We start from the raw sequence: 25,921 nt of genomic DNA, 5'->3' as shown, positions 1-25,921 counted from the left end.
GGAGGAGGCAGGGTGGCGGTAGGTCCCGACCCGGTGAACGGCGCGGTGTCCAACCATCGTCGGCGTCGCTTCGACGTTCGGGTCGTCCCGCACCGGCGCCGCTCGCCGTTCCGGCTACGGGACTGGCGGATGCGCACCAAGCTGGCCACCGTGCTGGTGGTGCCGTCGGTGGCGTTCCTCGTGCTCGCCGGCGTGCAGACCACCACGCTGGTGGGACGGACCGCGGCGCTCAACGACTTCGCCCGCCAGGTCGGCATCGGTCGGCAGATCACCGGCGCGGTGCACCAGCTTCAGCAGGAGCGGGACCGCTCCGCGGGGGAGCTGGGCGAGCTGCGCAAGGGTGGTTCCGGTGGCGACCGGGACACCGCGGCCACCGCCCTGAAGCCGCTGCAGTCGGCCACCGACCGGGCCATCGTGGACCTGCGTCGGGCCGCCGAGCCGTTGGCCGACGCCGACGCGTCCTGGCGGGTCGCGTTCTCCGAGGTGCTGGAGGCGTACGAGCAGGTGGTCGACATCCGACCGGCGGTCCCGCCGGCGGTGCTGAGCAACGACACGATCCTGAGCAACTACCACCGGGCGATCGACGCGCTGCTCGACCTGCTCGCCGAGCCGACGCCGGGTCAGGACCGGCCGGCGTTGAGCGACGCGGTGCTGCGCTACGTGCAGCTGGCCCGGGTCAAGGAGCTCTCCTCCCGGGTACGCGCCCAGCTCTATGCCGCGTCGCGGGCCGGCCGGTACGGCACCGAGGACCGGGTGCTCCTGAGCGACCTGCGGGCCCAGCAGTTGACCGCACTCGGGGCGTTCCGGGTGGCGGCCACCCCGGAGCAGATCCGCCGCTATGACGAGACCTCGGTGGACCCGGCGTTCCAGGCGGCCACCGGGTTGGAGGAGCGGAGCCTGCCGACCGGTGCCGCGACGTCCGCGGTGTTGCCCGCCGAGCAGTGGTGGACGGCCAGCGAGCAGCGTCAGGAGTTGCTGCGGCAGTTCGAGGCGGGCGTGCTCGACGACGCGGTGCGCCAGGCCGACGACGTCAGTTCCGGTCAGTTGCGGACCACCCTGCTGGTGGTCGGCGGGATCGTCGCGGTGCTGCTGTTCGCACTGCTCATCTCGCTGCTCGTCGGGCGGTCGGTTGCCCGGTCGATGCGGCTGCTGCGCAGCCAGGCGCTGCGGATCGCCCAGGTCGAGCTGCCGGACGCTCTGGACCGGCTGCGGACCGTCACCGGCGGTGTGCCGGGCATCGAGGTCGCGCCGGCGGTGGTCCGCTCGCTCGACGAGATCGGCGAGTTGGCCGAGGCGTTCGTGGCGGTGCACCGGAGCGCGGTCTCCGTCGCCGTCGAGCAGGCGCTGATGCGACGTAACGTCAACGCGATGTTCGTCAACCTGGCCCGGCGTAGTCAGGTGCTGGTGGAGCGGCAGCTCGAGCTGCTGGACGACCTGGAACGCGAGGAGAGCGACCCGGACCAGCTGGAAAACCTGTTCAAGCTCGACCACCTTGCCGCTCGGATGCGCCGTAACGACGAGAGCCTGCTGGTGCTGGCGGGCACCGACTCCACCCGGCGGTGGAACCGGCCGGTGGGCCTCGGCGCGGTGCTGCTGGCCGCGGCCGCCGAGATCGAGCAGTACCAGCGGGTCCGCCTCGAGTCGGTGGGCGACGTCTACCTGGTCGGGCACGCCGTTGGTGAGCTGGTGCACCTGCTGGCGGAGCTGTTGGAGAACGCGACCGCGTTCTCCCGGCCGGACACCGTCGTGGTGGTCAACGCCCGGGTCGAGGCCGCGACCGCGTTGATCGAGATCGCCGACCGGGGCCTGGGCATGAGCCCGTCGGCGTTGGCGGAGGCGAACGCGGTGCTGGCCAGCCCGCCGGCCGCGGACGTCGCGGCGGTCGAACGGATGGGTCTGTTCGTGGTGAGTCACCTGGCCGCCCGGCTCGGTGCGCAGGTGCGGCTGGACGGCGGCCGCGACGGCCTGGTGGCCCGGCTGGTGCTGCCTGCCGCGCTGCTGGCTCCGGCGGGCACGGTGGAGTTGGACCCGCCGGTGTCGGCCCGGATGTTGGCCGCTGGGGCGTCCCGGGGTGCGGGTGCGCAGCGGGTGCCCGGCGCCACTCGGCCGACCGGCGCGTCCGGGCCGGCGCGGCCGGCCATGGTGCCGCTGGACCTGCCCGTGGCGGGGCGCTCGCCGGGGGCCGCCGGGCCGCGTCAGGCCAGCGGGGTGCCGGTACGGGCCGAGGACGTGCTCACCCCGGCGGCTGCGGCTGTCGGCGGCGGCTGGTGGTCCCGGCAGGGGCCGGCCGAGCCGACGCGGTCGGCGGGGCCGGCGCCGACGGTTCCTCCGAACACCCCGGTGACCGGGGGTACGAACGAGCGGGGTCTGCCGGTGCGAGTGCCGATGGCGCAGCTCTCGGCGGTCACCCGGCCGGCTCAGCCGGCGCCGGCGTCCACGCGCGACGATCTGGACCCGGCGGCGGTCGGCGGCATGCTCTCGCGGCTTTACAGCGGGGTGCGGCGGGCCGAGGCTGAGGACACCACCGAGATACCCGTGCCACCGTCCCGGGGGCACGAAGAAGGGGGACGACGACAGTGACGACGTTGAGCCAGGAGGCGCGGGACCTTAGCTGGCTGGTGAGCGCGTTCGCGGAGCGGGTGCCGGGCGTGGCGCACGCGGTGGTTGTCTCCTCCGACGGGCTGCTGGTGGCGCTCTCCGACCATCTGCCCCGCGACAACGCGGACAAGCTCGCGGCGGTGACCTCCGGGCTGATGAGTATCACCGCGGGTGCGGCCCAGATGTTCGACGGCGACGTCGTCAAGCAGACGGTGGTCGAGATGGGCCGGGGGTACTTCCTGGTGATGCAGGTGCGGGACGGGTCGATCCTGGCCACGCTGGCGGCCGGGGACGCGGACATCGGCGTGGTGGGCTACGAGATGGCCCGGCTGGCCAAGCAGGCGGGGGAGATGCTCACCCCGGCGCTGCGGGCGGAGTTGCAGCAGGCGTTGCCCCGCTGAGGTGTCCGGCCGTGCCCGGACGGTCACCGGCTCAGCGGAGCCGCACCGTCCGGGGCACGGCCGTCGGGTCAGAAGCCGCTGTCGGCGATGACCGAGCGGTACCAGTGTGCGCTGCTCTTGAGCACCCGCCGCTGGGTCGGGTAGTCCACGTAGACCAGACCCCACCGCTGGTCGTACCCCTCGTTCCACTCGAAGTTGTCGAGCAGTGACCAGACGTGGAAGCTCTCCAGCGGCACCCCGGCGGTGATGGCCTGGTGGGCGGCGGCCAGGTGGTCACGCAGGAAGCTGATCCGGCCGGCGTCGTCGACGGTGTCGTCGGCGGCCAGGAGGTCCGCGGTGGGCAGCCCGTTCTCGGTGACGGTGAGCGGGATCGGGCCATAGTCGCGGGTGACCCGGGTCAGGATGTCGTACATCCCGTCGGGGTAGATCTGCTGCCATCCGGCGGCGGTGGTCGGCCAGCGCGGTTCGGTGCCGCCGTCGGCGGTGACGTAGATCGGCGTGTAGTACTGCACGGCCAGCAGGTCGACCGGCGCGGAGATCACGGCGAGGTCGCCGTCGCGGATGCCGCGGACCATCCGGCTCTGTGGGCCGAGGTCGGCGAGGACGTCCTGCGGGTAGCTGCCCTTGAGCACGGAGTCGAGGTAGAGGCGGTTCTCGTACCCGTCGTAGAGCTGGGCGGCCGTGGCCGCCTCGGGTGAGTCGTCGGCGGGGTAGCAGGGGTGCAGGTTGAACGCGGGGCCGATCCGACCGGTGCCGCCGGTGGCGCGCAGCGCGTGGACCGCGAGGCCGTGGGCGAGTTGCAGGTGGTGGGCGACCAGGTACGCGGCGTCCGGGTCCTGGCGTCCGGGGGCGTGGTGGCCGTCGAGGTATCCGTTCTGGACGACGGTCTTGGGCTCGTTGATGGTCAGCCAGGCCGGCACCCGGTCGCCGAGGGCGTGGAAGACGGCGTCGGCGTAGTCGGCGAAGCGGAGGGCGGTGTCCCGTTCTTCCCAGCCGCCGAGGTCCTGCAACGCCTGCGGCAGGTCCCAGTGGAACAGGGTGGCCATCGGCGCGATGCCGCGCTCGTGCAGGCCGTCCAGGAGGCGGCGGTAGAAGTCGAGCCCGCGTTGGTTGGGCGCGCCCGTGCCGTCGGGCTGGATGCGGGGCCAGGAGATGGAGAAGCGGTAGCTGCGGAGGCCGAGGTCGCGCATCAGGTCGAGGTCTTCGGCGTAGCGGTGGTAGTGGTCCGCGGCGACGTCGCCGGTGTCGCCGTTGTGGGTGCGCCCGGGGGTGCGGCTGAAGGTGTCCCAGACCGATTCGCCGCGGCCGTCCTCCTTGGCGGCGCCCTCGATCTGGTAGGCGGAGGTGGCCGCGCCCCAGCCGAAGTCGCGGGGGAAGCGCAGCGGGCCGACGGGCCCGGTGGGTATCGACATGGATTCTCCTCGGGGATACGGGCCGCCGCGAACATTCGGGAGCGCTCCCAGCATAGGCCAGGGGCGGTCGGCCCGGTCAGCCGGCCGTCGTGGTGGTCGGGGGTGGCGGGGTGCGGCGGAGTGGGGCCCGGACAGCGAACGAGGCCGACCGGGCGGCGCGGTGCGCCTGTCCCGTCGGCCTCTTTTCCCATCGAGTACGGGGGTTTAGTGTGGGGACGGGGGAGGGCAACCCCCGTCCCCACCGTAACTGCACACGCACGGGCGAGATGTCGGTCCTGCCGTGTGTGTCGCGCGGGAGCCGGGCCACGCGAGTGGCTGTGGTTCCACCTCCCTCCGTGTGGCGGGTCGATGGCTGACGGCGGCGTCCGGGCTGGCCCGTCGTCAGCTCTCGGGCCGATCGATGGAAGCGCTCCCATCGACGATGCTGCGACTGTAACGCCCGTCACGGCTTTGTGAAAGACCCAAAACGAGATCGAAACATGTGACTGAATCAGCTCGCCGTGCGCTTGTTGTGGGAGCGCTTCCATGGCAGACTGTCGATTCAACGCGACAGGAGCCAGAGCGCGTCAGCGCGGGTCCGCCGAGGGCAACCGGCAGCACGACCTCCGGTCACGGCCACCCGAGCGCAGCCGACCCGACCCCGTGCCGGCCGCGCCGCCGTACCCCCGGCCCGGGCCCGGGTGACCACCTTCCCGGCGCCTCGAATCCCCGCGGACCACCACCCTCGCGGGCAGGCGCCCCGCCGGGACCAACCCGGCCTGGTCCGAGGAGACACCGCGCACATGAGACAACTGGCACGACGCCGTCGACTGGCGATCATCGCCGCCGCCGCGCTCGCCGTCGGCGGGGTGACCCTGCCCGCCGGCGCCGCCCAGGCCGCGCCCGCCTGCGACGTCGTCTACGCGACCAACGACTGGAACACCGGTTTCAGCGCCAACGTGACGATCAAGAACCTCGGTGACCCGGTCAACGGCTGGACGCTGACCTTCGCCTTCCCCGGCAACCAGCGGGTCACCCAGGGCTGGTCGGCACGATGGAGCCAGACCGGCAACCAGGTCACCGCCGTCAACGAGTCCTGGAACGGCAACCTCGGCACCGGCGCCAGCGTCAACATCGGCTTCAACGGCTCCTACACCGGCACCAACGCCAAGCCCACCTCGTTCGCCCTCAACGGGGTCACCTGCGGTGGCGCGCCACAGCAGCCGCCGACCGTCGGGCTCAGCGTGCCGGCCGGCCCGTTCGAGGCGCCGGCCGACGTGCCGCTGACCGCCACCGCCAGCGACCCGGACGGCAGCATCAGCAAGGTCGAGTTCTACCGCAACGGCCTGCTGGTCAACACCGACACCACCGCCCCGTACGCCTACACCCTCGAGGACCTGCCGGCCGGCGCCTACACGGTGCAGGCCAAGGCGTACGACAACGCCAACCTCAGCGCCACCGACGAGAAGTCGTTCACCGTCACCGCCGCCTCCGGGCCGACGCTGATCGCCACCCCGTCCGCGGTCGCCGTCACCGAGGGCGGCAGCTCGACGGTCAACCTCACACTCAGTGCCGCCCCGACGGGCACCGTGCCGGTCAGCCTGGCCCGCACCGGCGACGCCGACATCACCGTCTCACCCGCCACGGTCAGCCTCACCCCGAGCAACTGGAACACCGGGGTCACGGTCACCGTCGCGGCGGCCGAGGACACCGACACCATCGGCGGCACCGCCACCGTCACCGCCTCGGCCACCGGCTACGCACCGCTCGCGGTCACCGCGACCGAGGTGGACAACGACACCCCGGGCGGCGACAACGTCTACACCGCGCGCTTCCTCGACCAGTACGGCAAGATCAAGAACTCCGGCTACTTCAGCCCCGAGGGCGTGCCGTACCACTCGGTGGAGACGCTGATCGTCGAGGCGCCCGACCACGGGCACGAGACCACGTCGGAGGCGTTCAGCTTCTGGCTCTGGCTGGAGGCCCAGTACGGCCGGGTCACCCAGAACTGGGCGCCGTTCAACAACGCCTGGACCGTGATGGAAAAATACATTATTCCGAATCATTCGGACCAGCCGACCGCCGGTGCCGCCGGCACGCCGCAGTACGCCGCGGAGCACGACCTGCCCAGCCAGTACCCGTCCGCGCTGGAGCCGTCGGTGCCGGTCGGCCAGGACCCGCTACGCGGTGAACTCCAGTCCACCTACGGCACCGGTGACATCTACGGCATGCACTGGCTGCTCGACGTCGACAACACGTACAAGTTCGGCCGCTGCGGCGACAAGACCACCCGGCCGGCGTACATCAACACGTTCCAGCGGGGCACCCAGGAGTCGGTCTGGGAGACCGTGCCGCAGCCGTCCTGCGACACCTTCACCGCCGGCGGCCCGTACGGCTACCTGGACCTGTTCATCAAGGAGTCCGCGGCCCCCGCCAAGCAGTGGAAGTACACCAACGCCCCGGACGCCGACGCCCGTGCCGTGCAGGCCGCGTACTGGGCGCTGACCTGGGCCAAGGCGCAGGGCCGGCAGGCCGACGTGGCAGCCACCGTGGCGAAGGCCGCCAAGATGGGTGACTACCTGCGCTACTCCATGTTCGACAAGTACTTCAAGAAGATCGGCAACTGCGTCGGGGCGAGCACCTGCCCGGCCGGCAGCGGCAAGGACTCCGCGCACTACCTGATGTCCTGGTATTACGCCTGGGGTGGCGCGTACGAGCCCAACCAGAACTGGTCCTGGCGGATCGGGTCCAGCCACAACCACTTCGGCTACCAGAACCCGTTCGCGGCCTGGGCGCTGACCAACACCCCGGAGCTCAAGCCGCAGTCGCCGACCGCGGTCGCCGACTGGACCAAGAGTTTCGAACGGCAACTGGAGTTCTACACCTGGCTGCAGTCCGCCGAGGGCGGCATCGCCGGCGGCGCCACCAACAGCTGGGGCGGCAACTACGGGCAGCCGCCCGCCGGCACCAGCACCTTCTACGGCATGTACTACGACGTCGACCCGGTCTACAACGACCCGCCGTCCAACCAGTGGTTCGGCATGCAGGCCTGGTCGATGCAGCGGATCGCCGAGCTGTACCTGCAGACTGGCAACGCCAAGGCCAAGGCACTGCTGGACAAGTGGGTGCCGTGGGCCATCGCCAACACCACCGTCGGCGCCAACTGGTCGATCCCGTCGGACATGGCCTGGACCGGTCAGCCGACCACCTGGAATCCTGCGGACCCGCAGCCCAACACCAACCTGCACGTCGAGGTTACCGTTCGCGGCCAGGACGTCGGCGTCGCGGCCGCCTACGCCCGGACCCTCACCGCGTACGCGGCCAAGTCGGGCAACGCGGCGGCCAAGACCACTGCCAAGGGGCTGCTCGACGCGCTCTACAGCGTCAGTGACGCCAAGGGCGTCTCCACCACCGAGAAGCGCGGCGACTACCGGCGCTTCGACGACACCTACAACGCCAGCACCGGCCAGGGCCTCTACGTCCCGCCGGGCTGGACCGGGACGATGCCCAACGGCGACGCCATCGCCGCCGGCAAGAGCTTCGTCGACATCCGATCCTTCTACAAGAACGACCCGGACTGGCCCAAGGTGCAGGCGTACTTGAACGGCGGCGCCGAACCCAGCTTCAACTACCACCGGTTCTGGGCTCAGGCCGACGTCGCCATGGCGTACGCCGACTTCGGCAACCTGTTCCCGAACGGCTGACCGCGCCCCGGGGGGGGTGGCGTGCGCCCCCCCCCCCGGGGGCCGGCCGGGTCCGGGGGATCGACGGGACCCGGCCGGCGGACGGCCTGACACCCACGGTCAGGCCGGGGCGGGCCGGCCATCCGGCCAACGCAGCGGATCGGCTGGCCCGTCCCACCGCCCGGACTGGAGGCTGCCGCGAAAAAGCCCAGAAATTCGGGTCGTCTCGGGATCACACCGCGGACCCTGACGGAGTAACGTACGTCACCGGAGAGGCCGCTCCCCCCGTGGCGGCCTCTCCGCTTTTTTGCCCATTTCTCACCTGTCCCCGGCGGCGTCGTGGTGCCCGCCGGCAGGCCGGTCACGTCGGCGGAGCGGCCGACTCCGCGGTGACCGGGTGACGCAACCCCGGGTGCCCGGCCGGCAGCGACCGACGCAGCACCACCCAGCTCACCGCCAGCGCCGCCGCGACCAGCGGCCAGGTCAGCGCGACCCGGGCTACGACGAGCGCGAGCACCTGACCACCGAAGTACAACGGCACGAACACCGCCAGGCGCACCAGGTAGGTCGCCGTCCACACCCAACTGGCCCGCCCGTACCCGCGCAGCAGCGCCGGGTCGCGCCGCCACCGGGACCGCTGGCCCAGCGCCGCGCCGACCAGCAGCCCGAGCAGCGGCCAGCGCACCACGATGCTGACCGCCCAGACCAAGGCGCTGGCCGCGTTCGAGAGCAACTGGATCAGAAAGAAATTCTCGGCCCGGCCGGTGCGCACCGCGATCAACGCCGCGACGCAGACCGCGAGCAGCCCGATCAGCACCGAGCGCGGCCGGTCACCCCGGCGCAGCCGTACGACGGCGACCAGCGCGCCGACGACGAGCGCCGCGCCGACCCCAGCGCCCAGCGAGTCGCCGCCGAGCAGCCAGCCCACCGCGAACGCCAGCGGCGGCAGAGTGGCGTCGATCGCGCCGCCCCGACCACCCAGCAGATCCGCCAACGACTCGGCCCGGGCTGGCTCCCGTGGGTCGGCCGGTGACTCGGCCGGGGCTGGCTCCCGTGGGTCGGCCGACGACTCGGCCCGGGCCGGCTCACCGGGGCCCGGACTCACCTCCGCGCGCTGGTCCGCGCCGGTCGCGGCGTCGCCCGCGTCCTGCTCCGGTGTGCCGCCCACCGCCACCTCCTCGCCTCCGTCCCAACCTAACCGCTGGCGGCCGGTGGGCCACCGGGCACGCGGCCGACGCAGGCCGCTACGGTGTGCGGATGCGGGCGACGGCACGGGGTTGGACGGCGGTTTGGTTGGTCGTACTGGCCCTGGTGCAGGCGGCCGCGTTCTTCGTCGTCTGGCGGGTGGCCGTGCACACCGAGATCGGCCAGTGGGTCGACACGGTCGCGCTCACCGGTAACCGGATCGGCCAGGACCGCATCGAGGAGCCGGTAAGCAAACTCCTCAACGCGATGTCGGTGGTCTCGCTGCTGGCCGCGACCGCGACGATCGGGTTCATCGCGCTGATGCGCGGCCGGATCGCCCTGGCCATCACCGCGACCCTGCTGATCGCCGGGGCGAACATCTCCACCCAACTGCTCAAGTACGGGTTCAACCGGCCGGACTTCGGGCTCGACCCGGAGCGCGCGGGGGTGGGCAACAGCCTGCCCAGCGGGCACACCGCCGTGGCGGCCTCGGTGGCGGTCGCGCTGGTGCTCGTGCTGCCGCCGAAGGTGCGGGCGGTCGGTGCCTTCCTGGGCGCCGCGTACGCCGCCGTCGCCGGCGTGGCCACCCTCTCCGCCGGCTGGCACCGACCCAGCGACGCGCTCGCCGCGTTTTTGCTGGTCGGCGTCTGGGCGGCGCTCGCCGGGTTGGTACTGCTGATCACCCAGCGGGAGCAGGCTCAGATCGCCCCCGGCGACGCGCATCGGCTCGCCGTGCTGCTGCTCGGCGGGGCCGGCGTACTCGCGCTGGTCGCCTCCGGGCTGGCCCTGTCCTGGCTGGTCGACCTGCGCGACATCGGGCCGGACGAGTTGGCCCGCCGACCGCTCTTCGTCGGGTACGCGGGCAGCGCCGCCGGCATCGCCGGCACGATGGCGGTGGTGATGGCGTTGGTGCTCACGGTCGTGCACCGGCTGGTGCCGCGCGTCAAGGGCTGAGCCGGGGGTGGACATCGTTCGGGCCGCGTTCCGCGCCGAGTGTGCACAGCTCACCGCGATCCTGTCCGAGCTCGACGATGCTGACCTCGACCGGCTCACCGACTGCCCGCCGTGGACGGTCCGCGAGTTGTTCGAGCACGTGCGTGCCGGCGTCGCTCGGCTAGCCGACATGCTCGCCGAGCCGGCTCCGCCGCGCGCCGAGGTGGACGCGGCGGCCTACTTCGGCGCGGCGAAGTTCACCCCCGAGGTCGACGCCGCCCGCATCGAGGCGGCGCGGGTCGAGGCGGCGCGGGTCGAGGCGGCGCGGGTCGAGGCGGCGCGGGTCGAGGCGGCGCGGGTCGAGGCGGCGCAGGTCGATTCCGTTCAGGCCGACGCGGCGTTGGTGGCTATCGCGCAGGTCGACGGCGGACGGCCAGGGGTGCGCCGGGCCGGGCCGGTGTTGTCGGCTGACCTTTACCGGGCCTGGCGGGACACCGACGCGGCGGTCGCTGCGGCACCGACTGAGCGGGTGGTCCGGACCCGGCACGGCGACGCGATGCGGCTCGCCGAGTTCCTTCGGACCCGGGTAGTCGAGGTGGGCGTGCACGGCCTGGACCTGGCCGCAGCACTGGACCGGCCGCCGTGGCTCACCCCGCAGGCGGCGGCGGTGATCGCCGACCTGCTCACCGGCGGCCGATCGGTGCCCGCGGGGTTGGGCTGGGACGAGCTGACGGTGATCCGTAAGACCACCGGGCGGGCGGAGCTGACCGGCCCGGAACGCGTCGTGATCGACGGTGCCGGCTTCCACTGGCTCACCTTCGGCCGCTGAGCGCCCCGCCAACGCCCCCGGGGCTCGCCACCGGCCCGGCTGGAGTCGCCCACCGGCCCGGCGGAGTCGCCCACCGGCCCGGGCGGGGTCGCCACGGCCCGCTGATCGCCGCTGCCTTGCGCGAAGGTCGCCCCAACCTCACTTCGAGATTCAAGATCCGCACAACATCAGGGAAACTGCTGCCTCGTCGCGCTACGGAGGCAGCAGTTTCCTGGAAACTGTGCGGATCTTGATCGGCGCCAGCCCCCGGGAGCGCGCCAGCCCCCGGGAGCGCGCCAGCCCCCGGGAGCGGGTCAGGCCCGGGAGCGGGTCAGGTGGGGGAGCGTGTCAGGTGGGGGAACGGGGTCAGCGCGCGGAGCGGGGCGCGGGTACGTGCGGGGCGACCTGGCGCAGGTGCGTGAGCACCACCGGGTCGATGCGCCCCGGCACCAGCCGCTCCTCCAGGTTTTCCAGGCCGGCCCAGGAGACCAGTGCCGCCTCCGGCCCGTCGTCGGCCACCGGGTGCCCCAGCGCGGTCAGCAACGCCCCCACCTCGGCGGCCACCGCGCCGCTCAGGTCGAGCAGCGTGGCCGGGTCGGGTCGGCTGAACAGCAGCGTGTGTACGGCGAGCAGCCGGCCCAGCTCGGCGACCGGATCGGGGTGATCGTCGATCCGCAGGTCGACCAGCACGTCGCTGCCGCCGCCGTAGCCGCCTGCGCGTTCGACCACCAGCAGGCCCGCGCTCTGCCGGCCCCGCCGGTCGCCGCCGGCCTCGTCACCGGCGCGCAGCGCGGCGACCAGCCGCTCGGCGAACGGCAGCGCCGAGCCAGCCAGCCAGGCGTCGCCCAGCGCGTCGACGACCTCCGGGCCGGTGAGCACGTTGCCCTGCGCGGCCCAGCCGTCGCCGGTGCGTCCGCCGGCCCACGGGTGGCAGGCCGGTCCCGTCCAGCTGGCGCCCGGGCCGCTGGCACCCACCACGCCGAGTTGGCGGTGCTCCCGCTCGGTGTCGGCGGCGACCAGGCCGGCCACCACGTCGGCGGCGGCGACCCCGGTGCGCAGCAGCGTCAGGCCCTGCGGGCGGTAGGCGAGGTTGACGTGCGCCTGGGTGGCGAGTGCGCCGACCTCGGCCTCGGCGGCCGGCACCAGCGCGCCGGCGGCGAGGAACTTGCTGGCCACCGCCACCCCGTGCAGGCGGCCGTCGGCGGAGCGGGCGACGAGGGAGAAGGTCACCCGCCGAGATTAGCCTGCCGCACCCGGCCTGCCATCGTCGTACACCGATGGGTTCAGAACGGAGGCGAGGGCGCCTCGGGCGGGTGGCCGCGCGCCCGGCGGGCGTCGGCGACCGCGACGGCGAGCAGCACCAGCACCCCGGTGGCGGTGGCCACCAGACCCGGCAGGAACAGCAGCGGTACCGCTGCCCCGGCCAGCACCAGGATGGCGATCCACCGGGACGGGGAGACGCGGCCGAACACCTCGTACTCGAAGCGCGCCCGGCCGGCCAGGAACAGCGCGGGCCCGCCGAGCACCATCGCCAGCCACGGGCCGGGGACCTGTTCCATCGGATGGTTGATGATCAGCTCGTAGCCGATCGCGGTGGCGGCCAGGCCGACGACCATCACGAGGTGGGTGTCCGCCGCGGAGCGGCCAATGCTGGCCGGGTGTCGGGCCTTCGTGACGGCCTCGCCGAGGATCTGCCCGGCGCGCTGGATGTAGATCCGCCACAGCATGATCGAGGTGGCCAGCGCCAGCGCGAACGCCCAGGCGTGCGACATCTCGAAGGGCCCCTTGCTGTAGGAGAAGCCGGCCACCAGGATCGTCTCGCCCAGCGCGACGAGGAAGAACTGCTGGTAGCGGTCGGCCAGGTGCTCTCCGGCGATGTCCCACTTCGAGACCGTCGAGCGACCCAGGCCCGGCACCGGCCAGCCACAGCGGGCGGCCAGGTATTCGAGGGTCAGCGCCGCCGTCCAGAGCACGACCTGCCGGTCGGTGGGCAGTGCCGCCCCGACGATCCAGAGCACGCCGCTGGTGGCGAACACCACCGCCATGCGGATCTTCAGCCGGCGGTGCGGCTGTGGCCCCAGTGCGATCACCAGGATCAGCGGCCGGGACACCTGCGCGACCACGTACGCCACCGCGAACATCATCCCGGTCGCGCTGAACGCGCGGGGGATCGCCACCCCCATCACCATGCTGCCCACCAGCGCGATGACCACCACGGCCTGAAGCGGTGTCCGGTACGGGTCGTAGCGGCTGGTCGTCCACGCGGTGCCCTGCCAGACCGCCCACAGCGCGAGGAGCAGCAGCAGTGTCTTTCCGCTGCTGGTCACGGCGGCCCAGGCATGGTCCCGGGCGCCCTCGCGGATCAACTCCTCGAAGGCGCGCGCGGAGATCCGGGTGAGGGCGAAGACATAGACCAGGTCGAAGAAGAGTTCCAGGAAGGTGGCCCGGCCGGGGACGTACGACGCCGGCTCCAGGCGTCCGGCCGCCCTGGATGCCACGGTCAGCGGCCTCGGCCGTCGGTCCGGTCCACCTGGCAGTCGTAACATCGCGCGGCGGCCCGAGCGGTCGGATGTGACAAATCCGCCCGGTCCGGGGATCTTGCTCGCGGGCCCGGTCAACCGGCACGATCGATCGGTGACGAATCGATGGGGCATGACGGTGCCGTTGGGCGGGATCCCGCTGGCCGACCACGCGGCGGTCTACGCGACTCTCGACCGGGCCGGATTCACTGACGTCTGGTCGTCCGAGGTCGCGGGGACCGACGCGTTCACTCCGCTGGCGCTGGCCGCGGCCTGGCAGCCCCGGCTGCGGCTGGGCACCGCGATCACTCCGGTGTTCACGCGGGGGCCCGGGTTGCTGGCGATGAGCGCGTCGGCGCTGGCCGAGGCCGCGCCGGGCCGGTTCTCGCTGGGCATCGGCGCGTCGTCGCCGGTGCTGGTGCGGGACTGGAACGCGGTGCGGTTCGAGGAGCCGTTCCGGCGTACCCGGGACGTCCTGCGTTTCCTGCGCGCGGCGCTGCGCGGGGAGACGGTGGACGAGGTCTACGACACGTTCACCGTGCGCCGGTTCACCCTGGAGCGGCCTCCGGCGGTGCCGCCGCCGATCCTGCTCGCCGCGCTGCGGCCGGGCATGCTCCGGTTGGCCGGCGCGGAGGCCGACGGCGTCATCCTCAACTGGCTCGGCGCCGACGACGTGCCGCGTGCTCTCGCCGAGTTGGGTGAGCGTCGCGCCGGTTTCGAGGTCGCGGCGCGGATCTTCGTCTGCCCCACCGAGGACGTCGCTTACGCGCGGGCGTTGGGCCGCCGGCTGATCACCAGTTACCTCACCGTCCCGGCGTACGCCGATTTCCACCGCTGGCTCGGCCGTGACGAGGTGCTGGCGCCGATGTGGCAGGCCTGGGCCGCCGGTGACCGGCGTGGTGCCGGTGCGGCGGTGCCGGACGAGGTGGTCGACGCGCTGGTGCTGCACGGCTCACCGGAGCGGTGCCGCGCCGAGGTACGCCGCTACGCCGACGCCGGTGTGGACGTGCCGGTGTTCGCGCTGCTGCCCACCCCGGAGGTGACCGCCGGCGGCGCGACGGCGCTGACCACCCTCATCGCCCAGCTGGGCACCAACCCCGTAGGAGCCTCGACGTGAACCTCACCGATCGGATCGTGGTGGTCACCGGTGCCGCCGGTGGCATCGGGGCGGCCCTGTCGCGCCGTTTCGCCGCCGAGGGCGCCGCCGCCGTGGTGCTCGCCGACCTGGACGCCGACGCGGCCCGCGCGGTGGCCGAGGGCATCGGCCCGGTCGCGCATGCCGCCGCGCTCGACGTCACCGACGAGGAGCAGGTCCGCGCGCTGGTCGCGGACACCGAGCAACGGTACGGCCGGATCGACCTGTTCTGCGCCAACGCGGGCGTGACCAGCGGTGGCGGGATCGAGGTCGACGACGCCGCCTGGGATCGGGCGTGGCGGGTCAACGTGCTCGCGCACGTCTACTCGGCTCGGGCGGTGCTGCCCGGGATGCTCTCCCGGGGCGGCGGCCACCTGCTGCACACCTGCTCGGCGGCGGGCGTGCTGACCGCGGTGGGCGACGCCGCGTACACGGCGACGAAGCACGCCTCGGTGGGGTTCGCCGAGTGGCTGGCCATCACGTACCGGGACCGGGGCATCCGGGTCAGCGCGCTCTGTCCGCAGGGCGTGGATACGCCGATGCTGGCCGACGGCATTGTCGAGGGTCACCTGGGTGCTCGGGTGATCGCCGCCTCCGGGGCGGTGCTCACCGCGGACCAGGTCGCTGACGCCACCATCGCCGGGTTGGCCGAGGAGCGTTTCCTGATCCTGCCGCATCCCGAGGTCGCCGACTACGCGCGCCGCCGCGCCGAGGACCCCGACGGCTGGCAGGCCGGCCTGCGCAAACTGGTCCGCCGCCTAACCGCCTGACCCCTACCCCTACCCCTACCCCTACCCCTGTCCCTGGCCCGCGGCCTGCCGCGGTGATCAAGAGGTTTGTGTCAGGAAACGGCCTGGCCGTGACCCAAACCTCTTGATCACCGGGCTGCTGGGTGGGGTGGGGTGGGGTGGGGTGGGGTGTTTTTAGGGGCGGCGGCGCAGGGGGGCGGGGTGCGTTGACCAGAGCAGGCGGCGCCACCAGGGGCGGGCGGAGCGCAGGGCGGTCACGTAGGCGGTGACCACCTCGGCGGCCCGGGTCGCCTGGTCGGGGGTCGCCGCGTCGGGGGCGAACGCCATCCGATTGAGCAGGTCGGCCAGCTCGTCGACGCCGGGGCCAGTCCCCGTATGCCCGCCGTTCGCGGCGCCGCCCGGACCGGCGTTGGTCACGTTGCCGCCCGGACCGGGGTTGGTCACGTTGCCGCCCGGACCGGCGTTGGTCACGTTGCCGCCCGGAGCGGCCGACCCGCCGGTCACGGTGCTGTCCGGGGCTGCCGGCCCGCCGCCGGATCGGCTGCCGGCGCGGTGCAACGCGTCGGCGAGGGTCTGTCGGGCATGGCGGGCCACCTCGGTGGCTGCGAGGTCGTCGCCGACCGGTCGGCCGGCCAGGCGGAGCGCGTCGGTGACCTCCCGCCAGGCGCCGGCGATGCGCTGGCCGGGGTCGCCCCGGCTGAGTCGGGCGCGGGTGAGTGAGCGGCGCATCGCCAGCAGGGTCAGCAGCAGCGCCCCGACGAGGAGCAGCAGACCGCCGCTGCCCCCGGCGACGAGCACCGGAGTGGACACGCCGCCGTGGTTGTTCGGTCCGGCGGGGGCGGCCACCGGCTCCGGCGTGGCGGTGGGCTCCACTGTGGGCTCCGGTGCCTCGGACGGTGGCGGGTCCTCCGGCGTCGGGCGGAAGTCCTCCTCCACCGGCCGGGGCTCGTTGTTCGGTTGGGGCATCGGGTTGAACGGCACCCAGCCCAGGCCGTCGAAGAGCACCTCCGGCCAGGCGTACGCGTCGCCGGCCTGCACCGGCCCCTGCCCGTTGGACTCGAAGCCCACCACCACCCGGGTGGGCAGCCCGGAGAGCCGGCCGAGCACCGCGAACGCCGCCGCGAACTGCTCGGAGGTGCCCTCCTGCCCGCCGGCGTTGCGGGGGCCGAAGAGGAAGAAGCCCAGGTTGGGGTACGCGTGCCCGCTCGGCGCGTCCGCGGCCACCCGGTAGTGCTCGGCCAGGAACTGCTCGATCGCCTCGGCCCGCGAGTACGGGGCGCCGTTCTCCTCGGCGAGTTGGGCGGCCAGTCGGCGCAGCGGGTCGGGCACTCCGTCGGCGACCCGCAGCACCCGGGCCACCTGCTCGCCGGCCGGTACGTTCGCGGTGGCCAGCAGGTTCGGGTCCGGCTTCTCCTGAGCCGAGGTCACCGTATAGCGCAGCCCTGGCGTCAGCCCCTCCGGCCGGATCAGCGTCCCGGTCGCCGGGTCGTACGCCACCCGAGCGCCGCTGACCTCCCGCGGGGTGGCGACAGCGGGCAGTAGTTGGCCGCTGAGGTCGGCGACGGTGATCTGCTGTTCAATCGTCTCGACCGTGCTGTCGGGTGCCGGCGCGGTGGCCGGCAGGTTCCGGCCGGCGTTGCGGTACGTCGCGCCGACCCGCCAGGTCACCCCGTCGTAGTCGCTGAGCACCGCCAGCCGGATCCGCACGCCGTTGGCGGCGCTCGGCGCGGCACCTTCGGCCGGGCTGCCCGTTGCAGGGGTGGTGCCGGGGCGGGCCGTGCTCACGTCGAGCAGCTTCTGTTCCGGGTGCAGCGCCCAGCCGGAGATCCGGATCAGCGGGTTCTCGTCCAGCGTCTGCACCTGCGGCGGTTCGACGTACCGGCGGGGGTCCACCGGCCGCCCGTCGACCTGGTTGGCGACCAGCGGGCCGAGCAGCGCGACCAGTCCGACGACCAGCGCCACCCCGAGGGCCGCGGTGGCGGCGAGCCGGAGTCGCACGGCCGCGCGGACCCGTGGGGCGAGGCCGGCGCTCGGATCGCCGCCGGCCGGTGGCGCGCCGGTCGGCGCCGCGAGGCCGATCGCCGCGACGGTGACGAACGCCAGCGTCGCCCCGATCGCCGGTTCGGCGTTCGGGCCGACCACGTAGAGGGCGGCGGCGTAGAGCCCGGCCGCCGGCAGGTAGCCCAGCAGCACCCGGCCGGTGCGCAGGGCCACCTCCGCGCCGGCCAGCCCGGCCAGCCAGGCGGCGACCACCGGCACCAGCACCGTGTCCGGTGTGGGCTCGACGGGGATCATCGCGGTGAGCAGGCGGGGGATGCCGTTGCGCGCGGCGTCCGCGGTCACCTCGAGCAGGCTGCCCGGCAGGCCCGCGCGGGTCGCGGTCAGCCGCAGCGACCAGAGCGTCCAGCCGGCCATCGCGGCCACCGACACCGGCGCGACCAGCCAGGAGGGCAGCCGTCGGGCGGCCACGCTGACCAGCACCGACCAGGCGGCGGCGCCGATGACCAGCCGGGTCAGCAGGTCGCCCGCGTACACCCGGCCGAGCACCACCCCGGCGAGCGCGGTCAGGCCGATCAGTGCCAGCGGGACGACGGCCGTCCGCACTGCCCGTACGATCCGCCCAGGCCGCGCGGGGCCGGCCGGATCCTGCGGCTCGGGCCCCGCCGGGTCGCCGGCGGCCGTGCCGCGCGGCTCGACGGCCGTCACCATCGCCGCACCCCGTCCCACTCGGCGGCGAACTGCGCGCCGTCGGCCGCGTCGATGACGATCAGGCCGGCCGCGCCGGCCGGCGTCGGCTCGGCCGCGCCGAACACCCCGACGACCACCGAGGGGTACGCGCCGCGCAGCGCGCCGACGTGCCCCAGGTCGCCGCGGCCACCCGGGCCGGTCAGGAAGATCAGTGTGTCGCCGAGTCGGTCCTGTCGCAGTCGGGTGGTGGTCGCGCGCAGGGCGTCGGCGTCGCCGGAGAGGTCGGCGGCGGCGAGCCGGTCGAGTGGCCCGAGGCCGTACCCGTCGGCCGGGTCACCGCCGTCGGTGTGCTCTGCGGTGGGCTCCGGGGCGACCAGCAGCAGCGTCACCGGGAGGTCCGTGCGGTGCGCGGCGGTGACGACCGACGCGGCGGCCTCGCAGGCGGACTCGAAGGACTCCACCACGCCGCCCACCCGCTTCGGGTACGCGGCGGCCCGGTTGTCGAGCAGCACGACGAGGCGGGGCAGGCTGGTGTCCACGTTCTCCCGCACCATCAGCTCGCCGACCCGGGCGCTGGTGCGCCAGTGCACCCGGCGCAACTCGTCGCCGACCACGTACTCGCGCAGCGAGTCGAACGTGATCGACCCGTGCGGCACGCCGTCGACGCGGCCGTCGAGGCTGCGCCCCGCGCCGGTGGGCACCGCCGCCAGCGGGTGGATCCGGGGGTGCACCCACACCGGGGTGCTCGCCCCGTACGGGCGGGCCAGCGCCACCAGGCCCAGCGGGTCGCGTCGGGTCACCCGCAGCGGCCCGACGGGCACCACGCCCCGGCGGTGGGTCGGCACGTCGTAGCGGACCTCGGTGTCGCGGCCGGGTCGCAGGCGCAGCAGCGGCACCGGCACCGTGCGGTCCCCGCACCGGTCCTCGGCGAGGAGGTTCGCCGAGCGCAGCCGGCCGGTGTTGCGCACGGTCAACGTCATGCTCGCCGGTTCGCCGCGGGCCACCCGGTCCGGGTCGGCGTGCCGGGCCACGGTCAGGCGGGGCCGCCAGGCCGCGGTCAGCGCGGCGTAGAGGACGGCGGCGCCGGCCGCCGCGCCGAGCAGCGTCAACTCGGGGTACGCGAAGCGGAAGCCGACGCCGAGCAGGACGACGGCGGCGACGAGCAGCCCGACTCCGCGGGCGGTGATTCCCATGGCGGTGCTGCCGGTCAGCCCTGCACCGGCGCCGGCTGCCCGGACGGCAGCGGCACCGGCACGGAGGCGATGGCCTGGCGCAGCACCTCGCCGGCGGTCAGCCCGCGCACCTGGGCGTCCGGGGTGAGCAGGATGCGGTGCGCGAACACCGGTTCGGCGAGCGCCTTCAGGTCCTCCGGCATGATCCAGCCCCGGCCGTCGATCAGCGCGTACGAGCAGGCGGCGCGGGTCAGCGCGATGACGCCCCGGGGGCTGACCCCGACCCGGACCTGCGGGTGCGTACGGGTGGCGGCGGCCAGCCGGACTGCGTACGCGTAGAGCGGCTCGGCGATGTGCACCCGCAGGGCCATCCGGACCATCTCTCCGACCGTGGCGGTGTCGGTGACCGGGGCGAGCGCCTCGGGGGAGCGGACGGTCGCGCCGCGCAGCACCTCCACCTCGACGGCCTCGTCCGGGTAACCGACGGACAGCTTGACGAGGAACCGGTCCAGCTGCGCCTCGGGCAGCCGGTAGGTGCCGTCCATCTCCACCGGGTTCTGGGTGGCGACCACGAGGAACGGCGCGGGCACCGGGTGCCGGACACCGTCCACGGTGACGGTGCGTTCCTCCATCACCTCGAGCAGCGCCGACTGGGTCTTCGGTGACGCCCGGTTGATCTCGTCGGCGATGACGATGTTGGCGAACACCGGCCCCGGGTGGAACTCGAAGTCGCGGGTCGCCTGGTTGAAGATGGTCACCCCGGACACGTCCGAGGGGAGCAGGTCGGGGGTGAACTGGATCCGCCGCCACTGACCCTTCACGGTGGCGGCGATGGCCCGGGCCAGGGTCGTTTTGCCCACCCCCGGCACGTCCTCCAGGAGCACGTGCCCCTGGGCGAACAGCGCGGTCAACGCCAGCCGGACCACCTGCGGCTTGCCGAGCACCACCGCGTTGACGTTCTCGGCCAGCCGGGCGGCCAGGGCGGCGAAGCCCTGCACCTCCGTCTGGGTGAGCGGCTCGTGGGTGTTCACGGTCGGTGGTGCTCCTTGCCTGACTGGTCTAGCAGGTGGGCAGGACGTTGATGTTGTCGCCGCCCTCCAGGTTGAGCCAGGCCCAGGGGATGTAGTTCTTCCCCTCGTAGTTGACCTGCACCCACCAGGTGCTGCGCTTGTCGTTGTTGTAGATGTAGGCGTAGACATCTTCGCCCGACTTCTTGCAGTACGCCTGCAGCCGGGTGCCCGGCCTCGCCCAGCCGACCTGCTTGTCGTTGTCCTGCCGGGTGACCGAGAAGACTTCGTTGCCGTTGCGGCCGCTCACGTCCCGGTCGCAGTAGGTCGACTCCGGCCCGGAGGCGCCGTTGCGGCAGGTCGCGATGCCGTACAAAGCGTCGGTGCTCTGTGCCCTCGTCGCGGTGCCCTTGCCGGCAGCGTTGCTCGCGGTCACCGTGAACGTGTACGCCGTGCCCGGCGTCAGGTTCGGCACCGTGATGCTGGAGCACGCCCCCGCCTTCGCCGGCTCACCCGGCGTGCTCACCGAACAGGTCGCCTGGCCACCGCCGGCGTCCACGGTGAACGTGATGGTCGCCGCGGTGGCGGTCGCCGACGAGCCGGTCACCGTGACCCGCGGCTCGGCGACCGTCCGGGCCGTGGCGGTGGCCTCCGGGCCGGGCCCGGCCTCGTTGACCGCCTTCACCTTGACCGTGACGTTCTGGCCGTTGCCCAGCCCCGTGACGGTCGTGCGGGTGTCGGTCACCTCGCTGCTGCGCCCGCCGACGTCCACCAGGTACTTCGTCACCGGGCGGCCGTTCTCCTCGGCCGGCGCCCACTGCACCGTGACCGCGCCCGGCTGGGTGGCGACCGTGCCGGCCCGCAGGTCGGCGGGCCGGCCGGGCGCCGCGTACGGCACCACCGTGTTGCTGACCGGTGAGGCCGCCGAACCGGCGCCCTTGTCGTTGACCGACACCACGGTGAACGCGTACTGGGTGCCGAACTCCAGCTCACCGGCGGGCACCACCAGCTCGGTCTTCGTCGACTCGCCGGCCGGCGCGTTCGCGCCCGCCGAGCTGGCCGTTACAGCGTACTTCGCGATCTTGTTGCCCTGCCCGTTCGCGGCCGGCCACTTGACCAGCACCGTGCCGTCCGGCCGCTCCTGCGCGGTGACGCTGGCCGGCGGGTCGGGCACCGCGGCGGTCGGGGTCACCGGGTTGCTGTTGCGTGACGGGCCGTCGCCCTTGGCGTTCACGGCGTGCACCGCGAACCGGTACGTCTCGCCGTTGGTCAGGCCCTTGACCTCCACCGCGCGCTGGTTGGCGCCCACCTCCAGGCGCTGGCCGGCGCCCTCCACCACGTACTTCATGATCGCGGCGCCGTTCGCGGCCGCCGGCCGCCAGCTCACCCGGGCCTGGGCGTTGCCGGCGGCGGCGGTGACGCTGCGTGGCGCGCTCGGCTTGCCCACCTTGGGCTTCTTCGGCGGGGTCGGCGGGGGGGTCGGCGGTGGGTCGGCGCCGAGCACGTCGGCGGCGTACTTGTTGACCTCGCGGACCTGGTGCTTGTCGTCGACCACCCGTGCCACGGCCGAGTCGGGGGAGTTGATGAACAGGTGGTTCTCGCGAACTTCCAGCTCCAGAGGCCCGTTCGCCCGACCGCGGATCGTGTCGACCAACTGGCCGCCCGCGTCGAAGGCGTAGATGGTGCCGGTGGACTCGTCGGCGCAGTAGAACCGGTCCGCCCAGGCCACCGCCGGGCTGAGCCGGTCACCGGCGCCCGGCACGGTGAACGCCTTCTCCTCGCCGCCGTCACCCACCACCGTCACCCGCCGCTCGGCGGTCACGGTGACCGGGACGCGGGGCCCGCTGGTGCGCGCCGGCAGCTCGCCCGGCCCGGTCAGCGTCAACGGCGTCGGGTGGACCACGCCGCGCTGCACCCGCACCAACTTGCCGGCGGTGCGGTCGAGCACCGCCACCCCGTCGTCCAGGGTGGAGACGACCAGCTCGTGGCTGGGCTCGGCGACGTCGTACGTCTCGACCCGCTTCGGGCTGAGGCCCTCACCGGCGGATGCGGCCGACGCCGGCGCGGACGGCAGCTTCGCGGCGGTGACCGCCGAGACGGTGCCCTCGCTGGGCACCGCGATCCAGAGTCGCCCCTCGCCGTCGAAGCTGCCGCCGGTGATGCCCGGCGGGTAGCGCACCGGCTCACCGACCGGCGCCAGGGACCGCGGGTCGAGCTGTCGCACGATGCCCTGCACGGCATCGACGACGAACGCTGCGTCCTCGTGCAGCGCGACGCTGACACCCAGGCCGGGGGTCGTCTTGGTGGTCGCGGTGAGCTGCAGGGTCGCCAGGTCCAGTGAGCTGATCTGCCCGGTCCGCAGATCGCGCAGGATCAACAGCCGGTCGGTCTGGGTGACCTGCATCGGGTGCTGGCGGGCGTTGGGCACCTCGGTGCGGGTGTCCACCCGGGCGGTGACCCCGTTGACCCGGGCCAGCTCGCTGCGCGCCGTGCTCCACAACCAGGAACTCGCGTCGTAGTTGGCCACCGCGTTGTCCGCGGCACCCAGGCCGAGGACGGTCAGCCCCATGGCGGCCAGCAGCGCCGTCACCGTGCCGACAGTCACCAACCCGCCGCGCATCCGGGATCGAGATCGGGGGGCGCTGGACTCCACGGCGTCGTCGATGTCGGCCACAGCCGGCTGCCTCCCCTGAGTCGTGGCAGGTGGCGTGCCTTCCGGCGACGCCTCCCCTGAGCCGGGTGCCATCATATGGCGCGGCCGGTGACGGGGGAACCCGCACCGTCACCCTTGTGGATACCGAGCGTGTGCGTTGTGGACGCCCAGCTCAGCTCGGTGGGGTGCTGCGCTCCCGTGCGGTGCAGACCTGCCCGGACGTGGCGAAGCTGTCGGTGGAGTAGACCGCCAACACGGTGAAGCAGTAGTCCACCCGCGAACTCAGACCATTGACCGTCCAACTCGTCCGGCCCGGGTCGACGGTCGCCATCACGCCCAGCGTCAGCCCGGCCCGCCCGCCGGCGACCATGAACGGCACCGCCCCCTTGGTCGGGTCCGTCCAGGTCAGCGTGATCGTGACGGCGTCGTCCCGCAGTTTCAGATCGCCCGGGGGAGGGCCCGCCACCGTCGGCGCGACCGACGGCGCGGTCGTGTTCGGCGGCGCGGGCGCGTCGTCGCGGTTCAACACGACCGCACCCAGGCCGGCCACCGCCACCACGGCCACCCCGGCGGCCACCACCGCGCCGATCAGCGCCGCCCGGCTGCGGCCCGCCGACCCCGAGGCCTCCTCATCGGCGTACGCCGACCGGTACCCGTCCGAAACCGAGGGGTACTGCTGGCCCGGGTAGATCTCCTGGCCCGGTGGATACTGCTGGGCCGGGTACTGCTCGGGGACCGGGTACTGCTGCTGGACCGGGTATGGCTGCTCGGCGACCGGCTGGGACACGGGGTACGTCGGGGCCGCGCCGGTCGACGACGCGTACTGACTGGGGGTCGGCGGGGTCGACACCGGCTCCGGGTACCCCGCGTCGACCGGCGTGCTCGGCGTCGTCGCGACGGGGTCTGCGCTCGGCGGCCAGGTCGACGGGCCCGCCGTGGACTGGACCGGGCCGGCGCTCAGGCCGCTCGTGCCGCTGCTCTCCGCTCGGACGGGCGGGAACACCTCGGTGTGCGCTTGCGGGATCACGGCCGTGAGGTCCGGCGCGCTCGGCAGCGTCGCCGGGAGGTCGACTCCGCCTGGCCCGACCGCACGGTCGGCGTCGGTCCCGTCGCCGTCCACCGGGGAAACGTCCGCCGGGTCGGTGTCGCCCGCAGGCAGCGGCTGCGGCGGGGCGGTGCTGCTCCACGGCGGCGCGGTCAACCCCCACGGCGGTACGGACGGCGCGCTCACCGGCGGCGCGGAGACAGGCGGGCCGTAGCCGGGCGGCCCGGAGACCGGGTAGGGCTGGCCGGGTGGTGCGGAGACGGGCTGGCCGTGGCCGGTCTGGCCGTAGCCGGGCGGCGCGGACACCGGGTAGGGGTGCCCGGGTGGCCCGGAGACGGGTTGGCCGTGGCCGGTCTGGCCGTAGCCGGGTGGCGCGGACACCGGGTAGGGCTGGCCGGGTGGTGCCGACACCGGGTGGGCGTGACCGGGCGGTGCGGAGACCGGGTGGGGCTGGCCGGGTGGTGCCGACACCGGGTGGGAGTAGCCGGGTGGTCCGGACACCGGGTGGGGCTGGGCCGGCGGACCCGACACCGGATAGGGGTGTGCGGGTGGCGCGGAGACGGGTTGGCCTGACCAGGGCGATCCGGACGGGTGCGGATGGCCGGGCGGGGCACTGACCGGCTGCGTCGAGCCGAAGCCGGCGGTGGCGGGGGACTGGCCGGTCGACGCCGGAGCCGAGGCGCCGCTCGCTGTGACGCCGATACCGCCAGCCGAACCACCGGTGGCCCCTGCCGTGGCGGCAGCGGCCCGGGCGGCCTCCTCGGCCAGCAGCGGCTCGAGCTGCCGTACCTGGATGGTGGGGTTGTCCCAACGGGGAGCCGGCTCGGGCGGTGCCGGCTGCGCCGACGGCACCGGCACGGCGGTCGGCCCCTGGGTGTGGGGTGTCGGTGGTGCGCCGGCCGCGGGCCCGGTCGGGTGCGCAGGCTCGACGCCTGCCCGCTGCCTCGGTGGTGTGGCTGGTCGGGACGGCTGCCGAAGCGACGCCGTCGGCTGACCATGCACCGGCGGCTGAGGCGGTGTGCCGACCGAGGGGGGCGGCGGTTGCGCCTCGACGCGCTGACGCGGCGGCACGGGAGGCGCGGGCGGCGGCCCGGGCTGGGCTGGCGCGACGGAGGGCGGCGCCGGCCGGGTGGACGTCACTCGGGGGGCGGGGATTGGCGGTGGGCCGGCGGAGAATGCCGGCTCAGCCAGCGTCAACCGGGGCGCGGGTGCCGGTGGTGGGCCGGAGGCGGTGGGCGGTGCCGGTGGTGGGCCGGCGGCGGTGGGCGGTGCCGGCGCGGCGGGTGGGCGTACCGCCGGGGGGATTGGTGGGGGCGCGGCCGGCGGTTGCGGCGGTGCCCAGGGTGACGCGGCGGCCGTTGGGCTGACCGCCGATGGCCGCATCGCGGCCAGGGTCGCCAGGGACAACGTCGGGCCGGACAGCGCCGAGCGCATCCCGGGGTCGTCCGCCGGCCCGGTGTCGCTGCGCGGGCCGTCCGGGACTGACGGCGACCCGTGTCGCTGGGCTGGCGTGGCTGGTCCGGGAGCGGGTTCGCCGAGGTAGTGGCGGGCGGCGCGTACCGCCGGGTGGTGCTCCCCGAGGGCGGCGGGCCCGGCGGTGGCGACGCGGGTGTAGTTGCGGCGGGCCTCGTGGCGGTTGCCCAGCTCCTCGGCGACCTCGGCGAGCTCGAACGCGAGCGCGAGCATCACCGGGTTGGAGTGGTCCCAGCGCCGCTCGCCCGCGGCGAACGCCTCCTCCAGCACGCGGCGGGCGGCGAGGGGGTCGTCCGACTCCCGGTGCAGCCGCGCCAGCAGGTGTGCGGTGTGCAGGACCTCGGGGTGGTCCTCGCCGTAGGACGGGCGGGCGGTCCCGACGGCGTCCGCGAGCAGCTGCCGGGCGGCGCTGAGGTCGCCAGCGGTACGCAGGGCGAGAGCCCGGTGTTGGGCGGCTGCCAGAGGGGAGGGATGGGCCACG

Annotated in this window: 16 protein-coding genes; 7 read left to right on the top strand and 9 right to left on the bottom strand. The window is 73.9% G+C overall.

All coding sequences use genetic code 11. The features are described 5' to 3' along the window. Positions 1-12 precede the first annotated feature (12 nt). Complete coding sequence (locus V6V47_RS14295) at positions 13-2,580, top strand: sensor histidine kinase (RefSeq protein WP_334628668.1); 2,568 nt, start codon at positions 13-15, stop codon at positions 2,578-2,580. Then, the gene (locus V6V47_RS14290; protein WP_442934233.1) at positions 2,577-2,999 is read left to right on the top strand and encodes a roadblock/LC7 domain-containing protein; all 423 of its coding nucleotides are present in this window, start codon (positions 2,577-2,579) and stop codon (positions 2,997-2,999) included. The genes V6V47_RS14295 and V6V47_RS14290 overlap by 4 nt, the downstream gene beginning before the upstream one ends. Before the next feature lie 68 nt (positions 3,000-3,067). On the opposite strand, the gene V6V47_RS14285 is transcribed toward V6V47_RS14290, so the two are convergent. Next, positions 3,068-4,411, bottom strand: a complete 1,344-nt coding sequence (locus V6V47_RS14285; RefSeq protein WP_334628667.1) for a GH1 family beta-glucosidase — start codon at positions 4,409-4,411, stop codon at positions 3,068-3,070. Positions 4,412-5,202: 791 nt separating this feature from the next. Between V6V47_RS14285 and V6V47_RS14280 the strand changes: the two genes are divergently transcribed. Continuing rightward, complete coding sequence (locus V6V47_RS14280; RefSeq protein WP_334628710.1) at positions 5,203-8,094, top strand: glycoside hydrolase family 48 protein; 2,892 nt, start codon at positions 5,203-5,205, stop codon at positions 8,092-8,094. A gap of 340 nt (positions 8,095-8,434) precedes the next feature. Here V6V47_RS14280 and V6V47_RS14275 read toward each other — a convergent pair whose 3' ends face one another. Next, the gene (locus tag V6V47_RS14275) at positions 8,435-9,067 is read right to left on the bottom strand and encodes a DUF3159 domain-containing protein (RefSeq protein WP_334628709.1); all 633 of its coding nucleotides are present in this window, start codon (positions 9,065-9,067) and stop codon (positions 8,435-8,437) included. Between the two features lie 257 nt (positions 9,068-9,324). Between V6V47_RS14275 and V6V47_RS14270 the strand changes: the two genes are divergently transcribed. Further along, a complete protein-coding gene (locus V6V47_RS14270; RefSeq protein ID WP_334628666.1) occupies positions 9,325-10,212 on the top strand; it encodes a phosphatase PAP2 family protein in 888 nt (295 codons plus the stop codon). A gap of 7 nt (positions 10,213-10,219) precedes the next feature. After that, positions 10,220-11,020 carry a maleylpyruvate isomerase N-terminal domain-containing protein gene (locus V6V47_RS14265; protein ID WP_334628665.1) on the top strand — a complete coding sequence of 267 codons (801 nt, stop codon included), beginning with the start codon at positions 10,220-10,222 and terminating at the stop codon, positions 11,018-11,020. Between the two features lie 345 nt (positions 11,021-11,365). Here the strand turns inward: V6V47_RS14265 and V6V47_RS14260 are convergent, their stop codons facing one another. Then, positions 11,366-12,229 carry a DUF1028 domain-containing protein gene (locus V6V47_RS14260; protein WP_334628664.1) on the bottom strand — a complete coding sequence of 288 codons (864 nt, stop codon included), beginning with the start codon at positions 12,227-12,229 and terminating at the stop codon, positions 11,366-11,368. 53 nt (positions 12,230-12,282) lie between these two features. Then, the gene (locus V6V47_RS14255) at positions 12,283-13,497 is read right to left on the bottom strand and encodes a low temperature requirement protein A (protein WP_334628663.1); all 1,215 of its coding nucleotides are present in this window, start codon (positions 13,495-13,497) and stop codon (positions 12,283-12,285) included. A gap of 154 nt (positions 13,498-13,651) precedes the next feature. On the opposite strand from V6V47_RS14255, the gene V6V47_RS14250 reads away from it, so the two are divergent. Together V6V47_RS14250 and V6V47_RS14245 are read left to right on the top strand one after the other, a co-directional pair. Further along, positions 13,652-14,635: an LLM class F420-dependent oxidoreductase gene (locus V6V47_RS14250; RefSeq protein WP_334628708.1), complete on the top strand. Its 984-nt coding sequence runs from the start codon at positions 13,652-13,654 to the stop codon at positions 14,633-14,635. Next, on the top strand, positions 14,632-15,423 hold the full coding sequence (locus V6V47_RS14245; protein ID WP_334628662.1) for an SDR family oxidoreductase: 792 nt from the start codon (positions 14,632-14,634) through the stop codon (positions 15,421-15,423). The genes V6V47_RS14250 and V6V47_RS14245 overlap by 4 nt, the downstream gene beginning before the upstream one ends. Positions 15,424-15,576: 153 nt before the next feature. Here V6V47_RS14245 and V6V47_RS14240 read toward each other — a convergent pair whose 3' ends face one another. The 5 genes from V6V47_RS14240 to V6V47_RS14220 all read right to left on the bottom strand — a co-directional run bounded on the left by V6V47_RS14240 (position 15,577) and on the right by V6V47_RS14220 (position 25,920). After that, a complete protein-coding gene (locus V6V47_RS14240) occupies positions 15,577-18,129 on the bottom strand; it encodes a transglutaminaseTgpA domain-containing protein (protein ID WP_442934232.1) in 2,553 nt (850 codons plus the stop codon). After that, the gene (locus V6V47_RS14235; RefSeq protein ID WP_334628660.1) at positions 18,105-19,283 is read right to left on the bottom strand and encodes a DUF58 domain-containing protein; all 1,179 of its coding nucleotides are present in this window, start codon (positions 19,281-19,283) and stop codon (positions 18,105-18,107) included. Before V6V47_RS14235 ends, V6V47_RS14240 begins: the two co-directional genes overlap by 25 nt. 14 nt (positions 19,284-19,297) lie before the next feature. Further along, positions 19,298-20,293 carry an AAA family ATPase gene (locus V6V47_RS14230; protein WP_334628659.1) on the bottom strand — a complete coding sequence of 332 codons (996 nt, stop codon included), beginning with the start codon at positions 20,291-20,293 and terminating at the stop codon, positions 19,298-19,300. A gap of 28 nt (positions 20,294-20,321) precedes the next feature. Beyond that, positions 20,322-22,943 carry a fibronectin type III domain-containing protein gene (locus V6V47_RS14225; RefSeq protein ID WP_442934231.1) on the bottom strand — a complete coding sequence of 874 codons (2,622 nt, stop codon included), beginning with the start codon at positions 22,941-22,943 and terminating at the stop codon, positions 20,322-20,324. A 151-nt stretch (positions 22,944-23,094) separates the two neighbouring features. Continuing rightward, entirely contained in the window at positions 23,095-25,920 is a 2,826-nt protein-coding gene (locus V6V47_RS14220; protein WP_334628658.1) for a tetratricopeptide repeat protein, read from the bottom strand. Between the last annotated feature and the right edge of the window lies 1 nt (position 25,921).

Origin of the sequence: Micromonospora sp. CPCC 205539, assembly GCF_036906815.1 — a bacterium.
Lineage (GTDB): Bacteria > Actinomycetota > Actinomycetes > Mycobacteriales > Micromonosporaceae > Micromonospora.
Note: the sequence above shows the minus strand (reverse complement) of the source record. Positions and strands in the feature narration are given on the sequence as shown.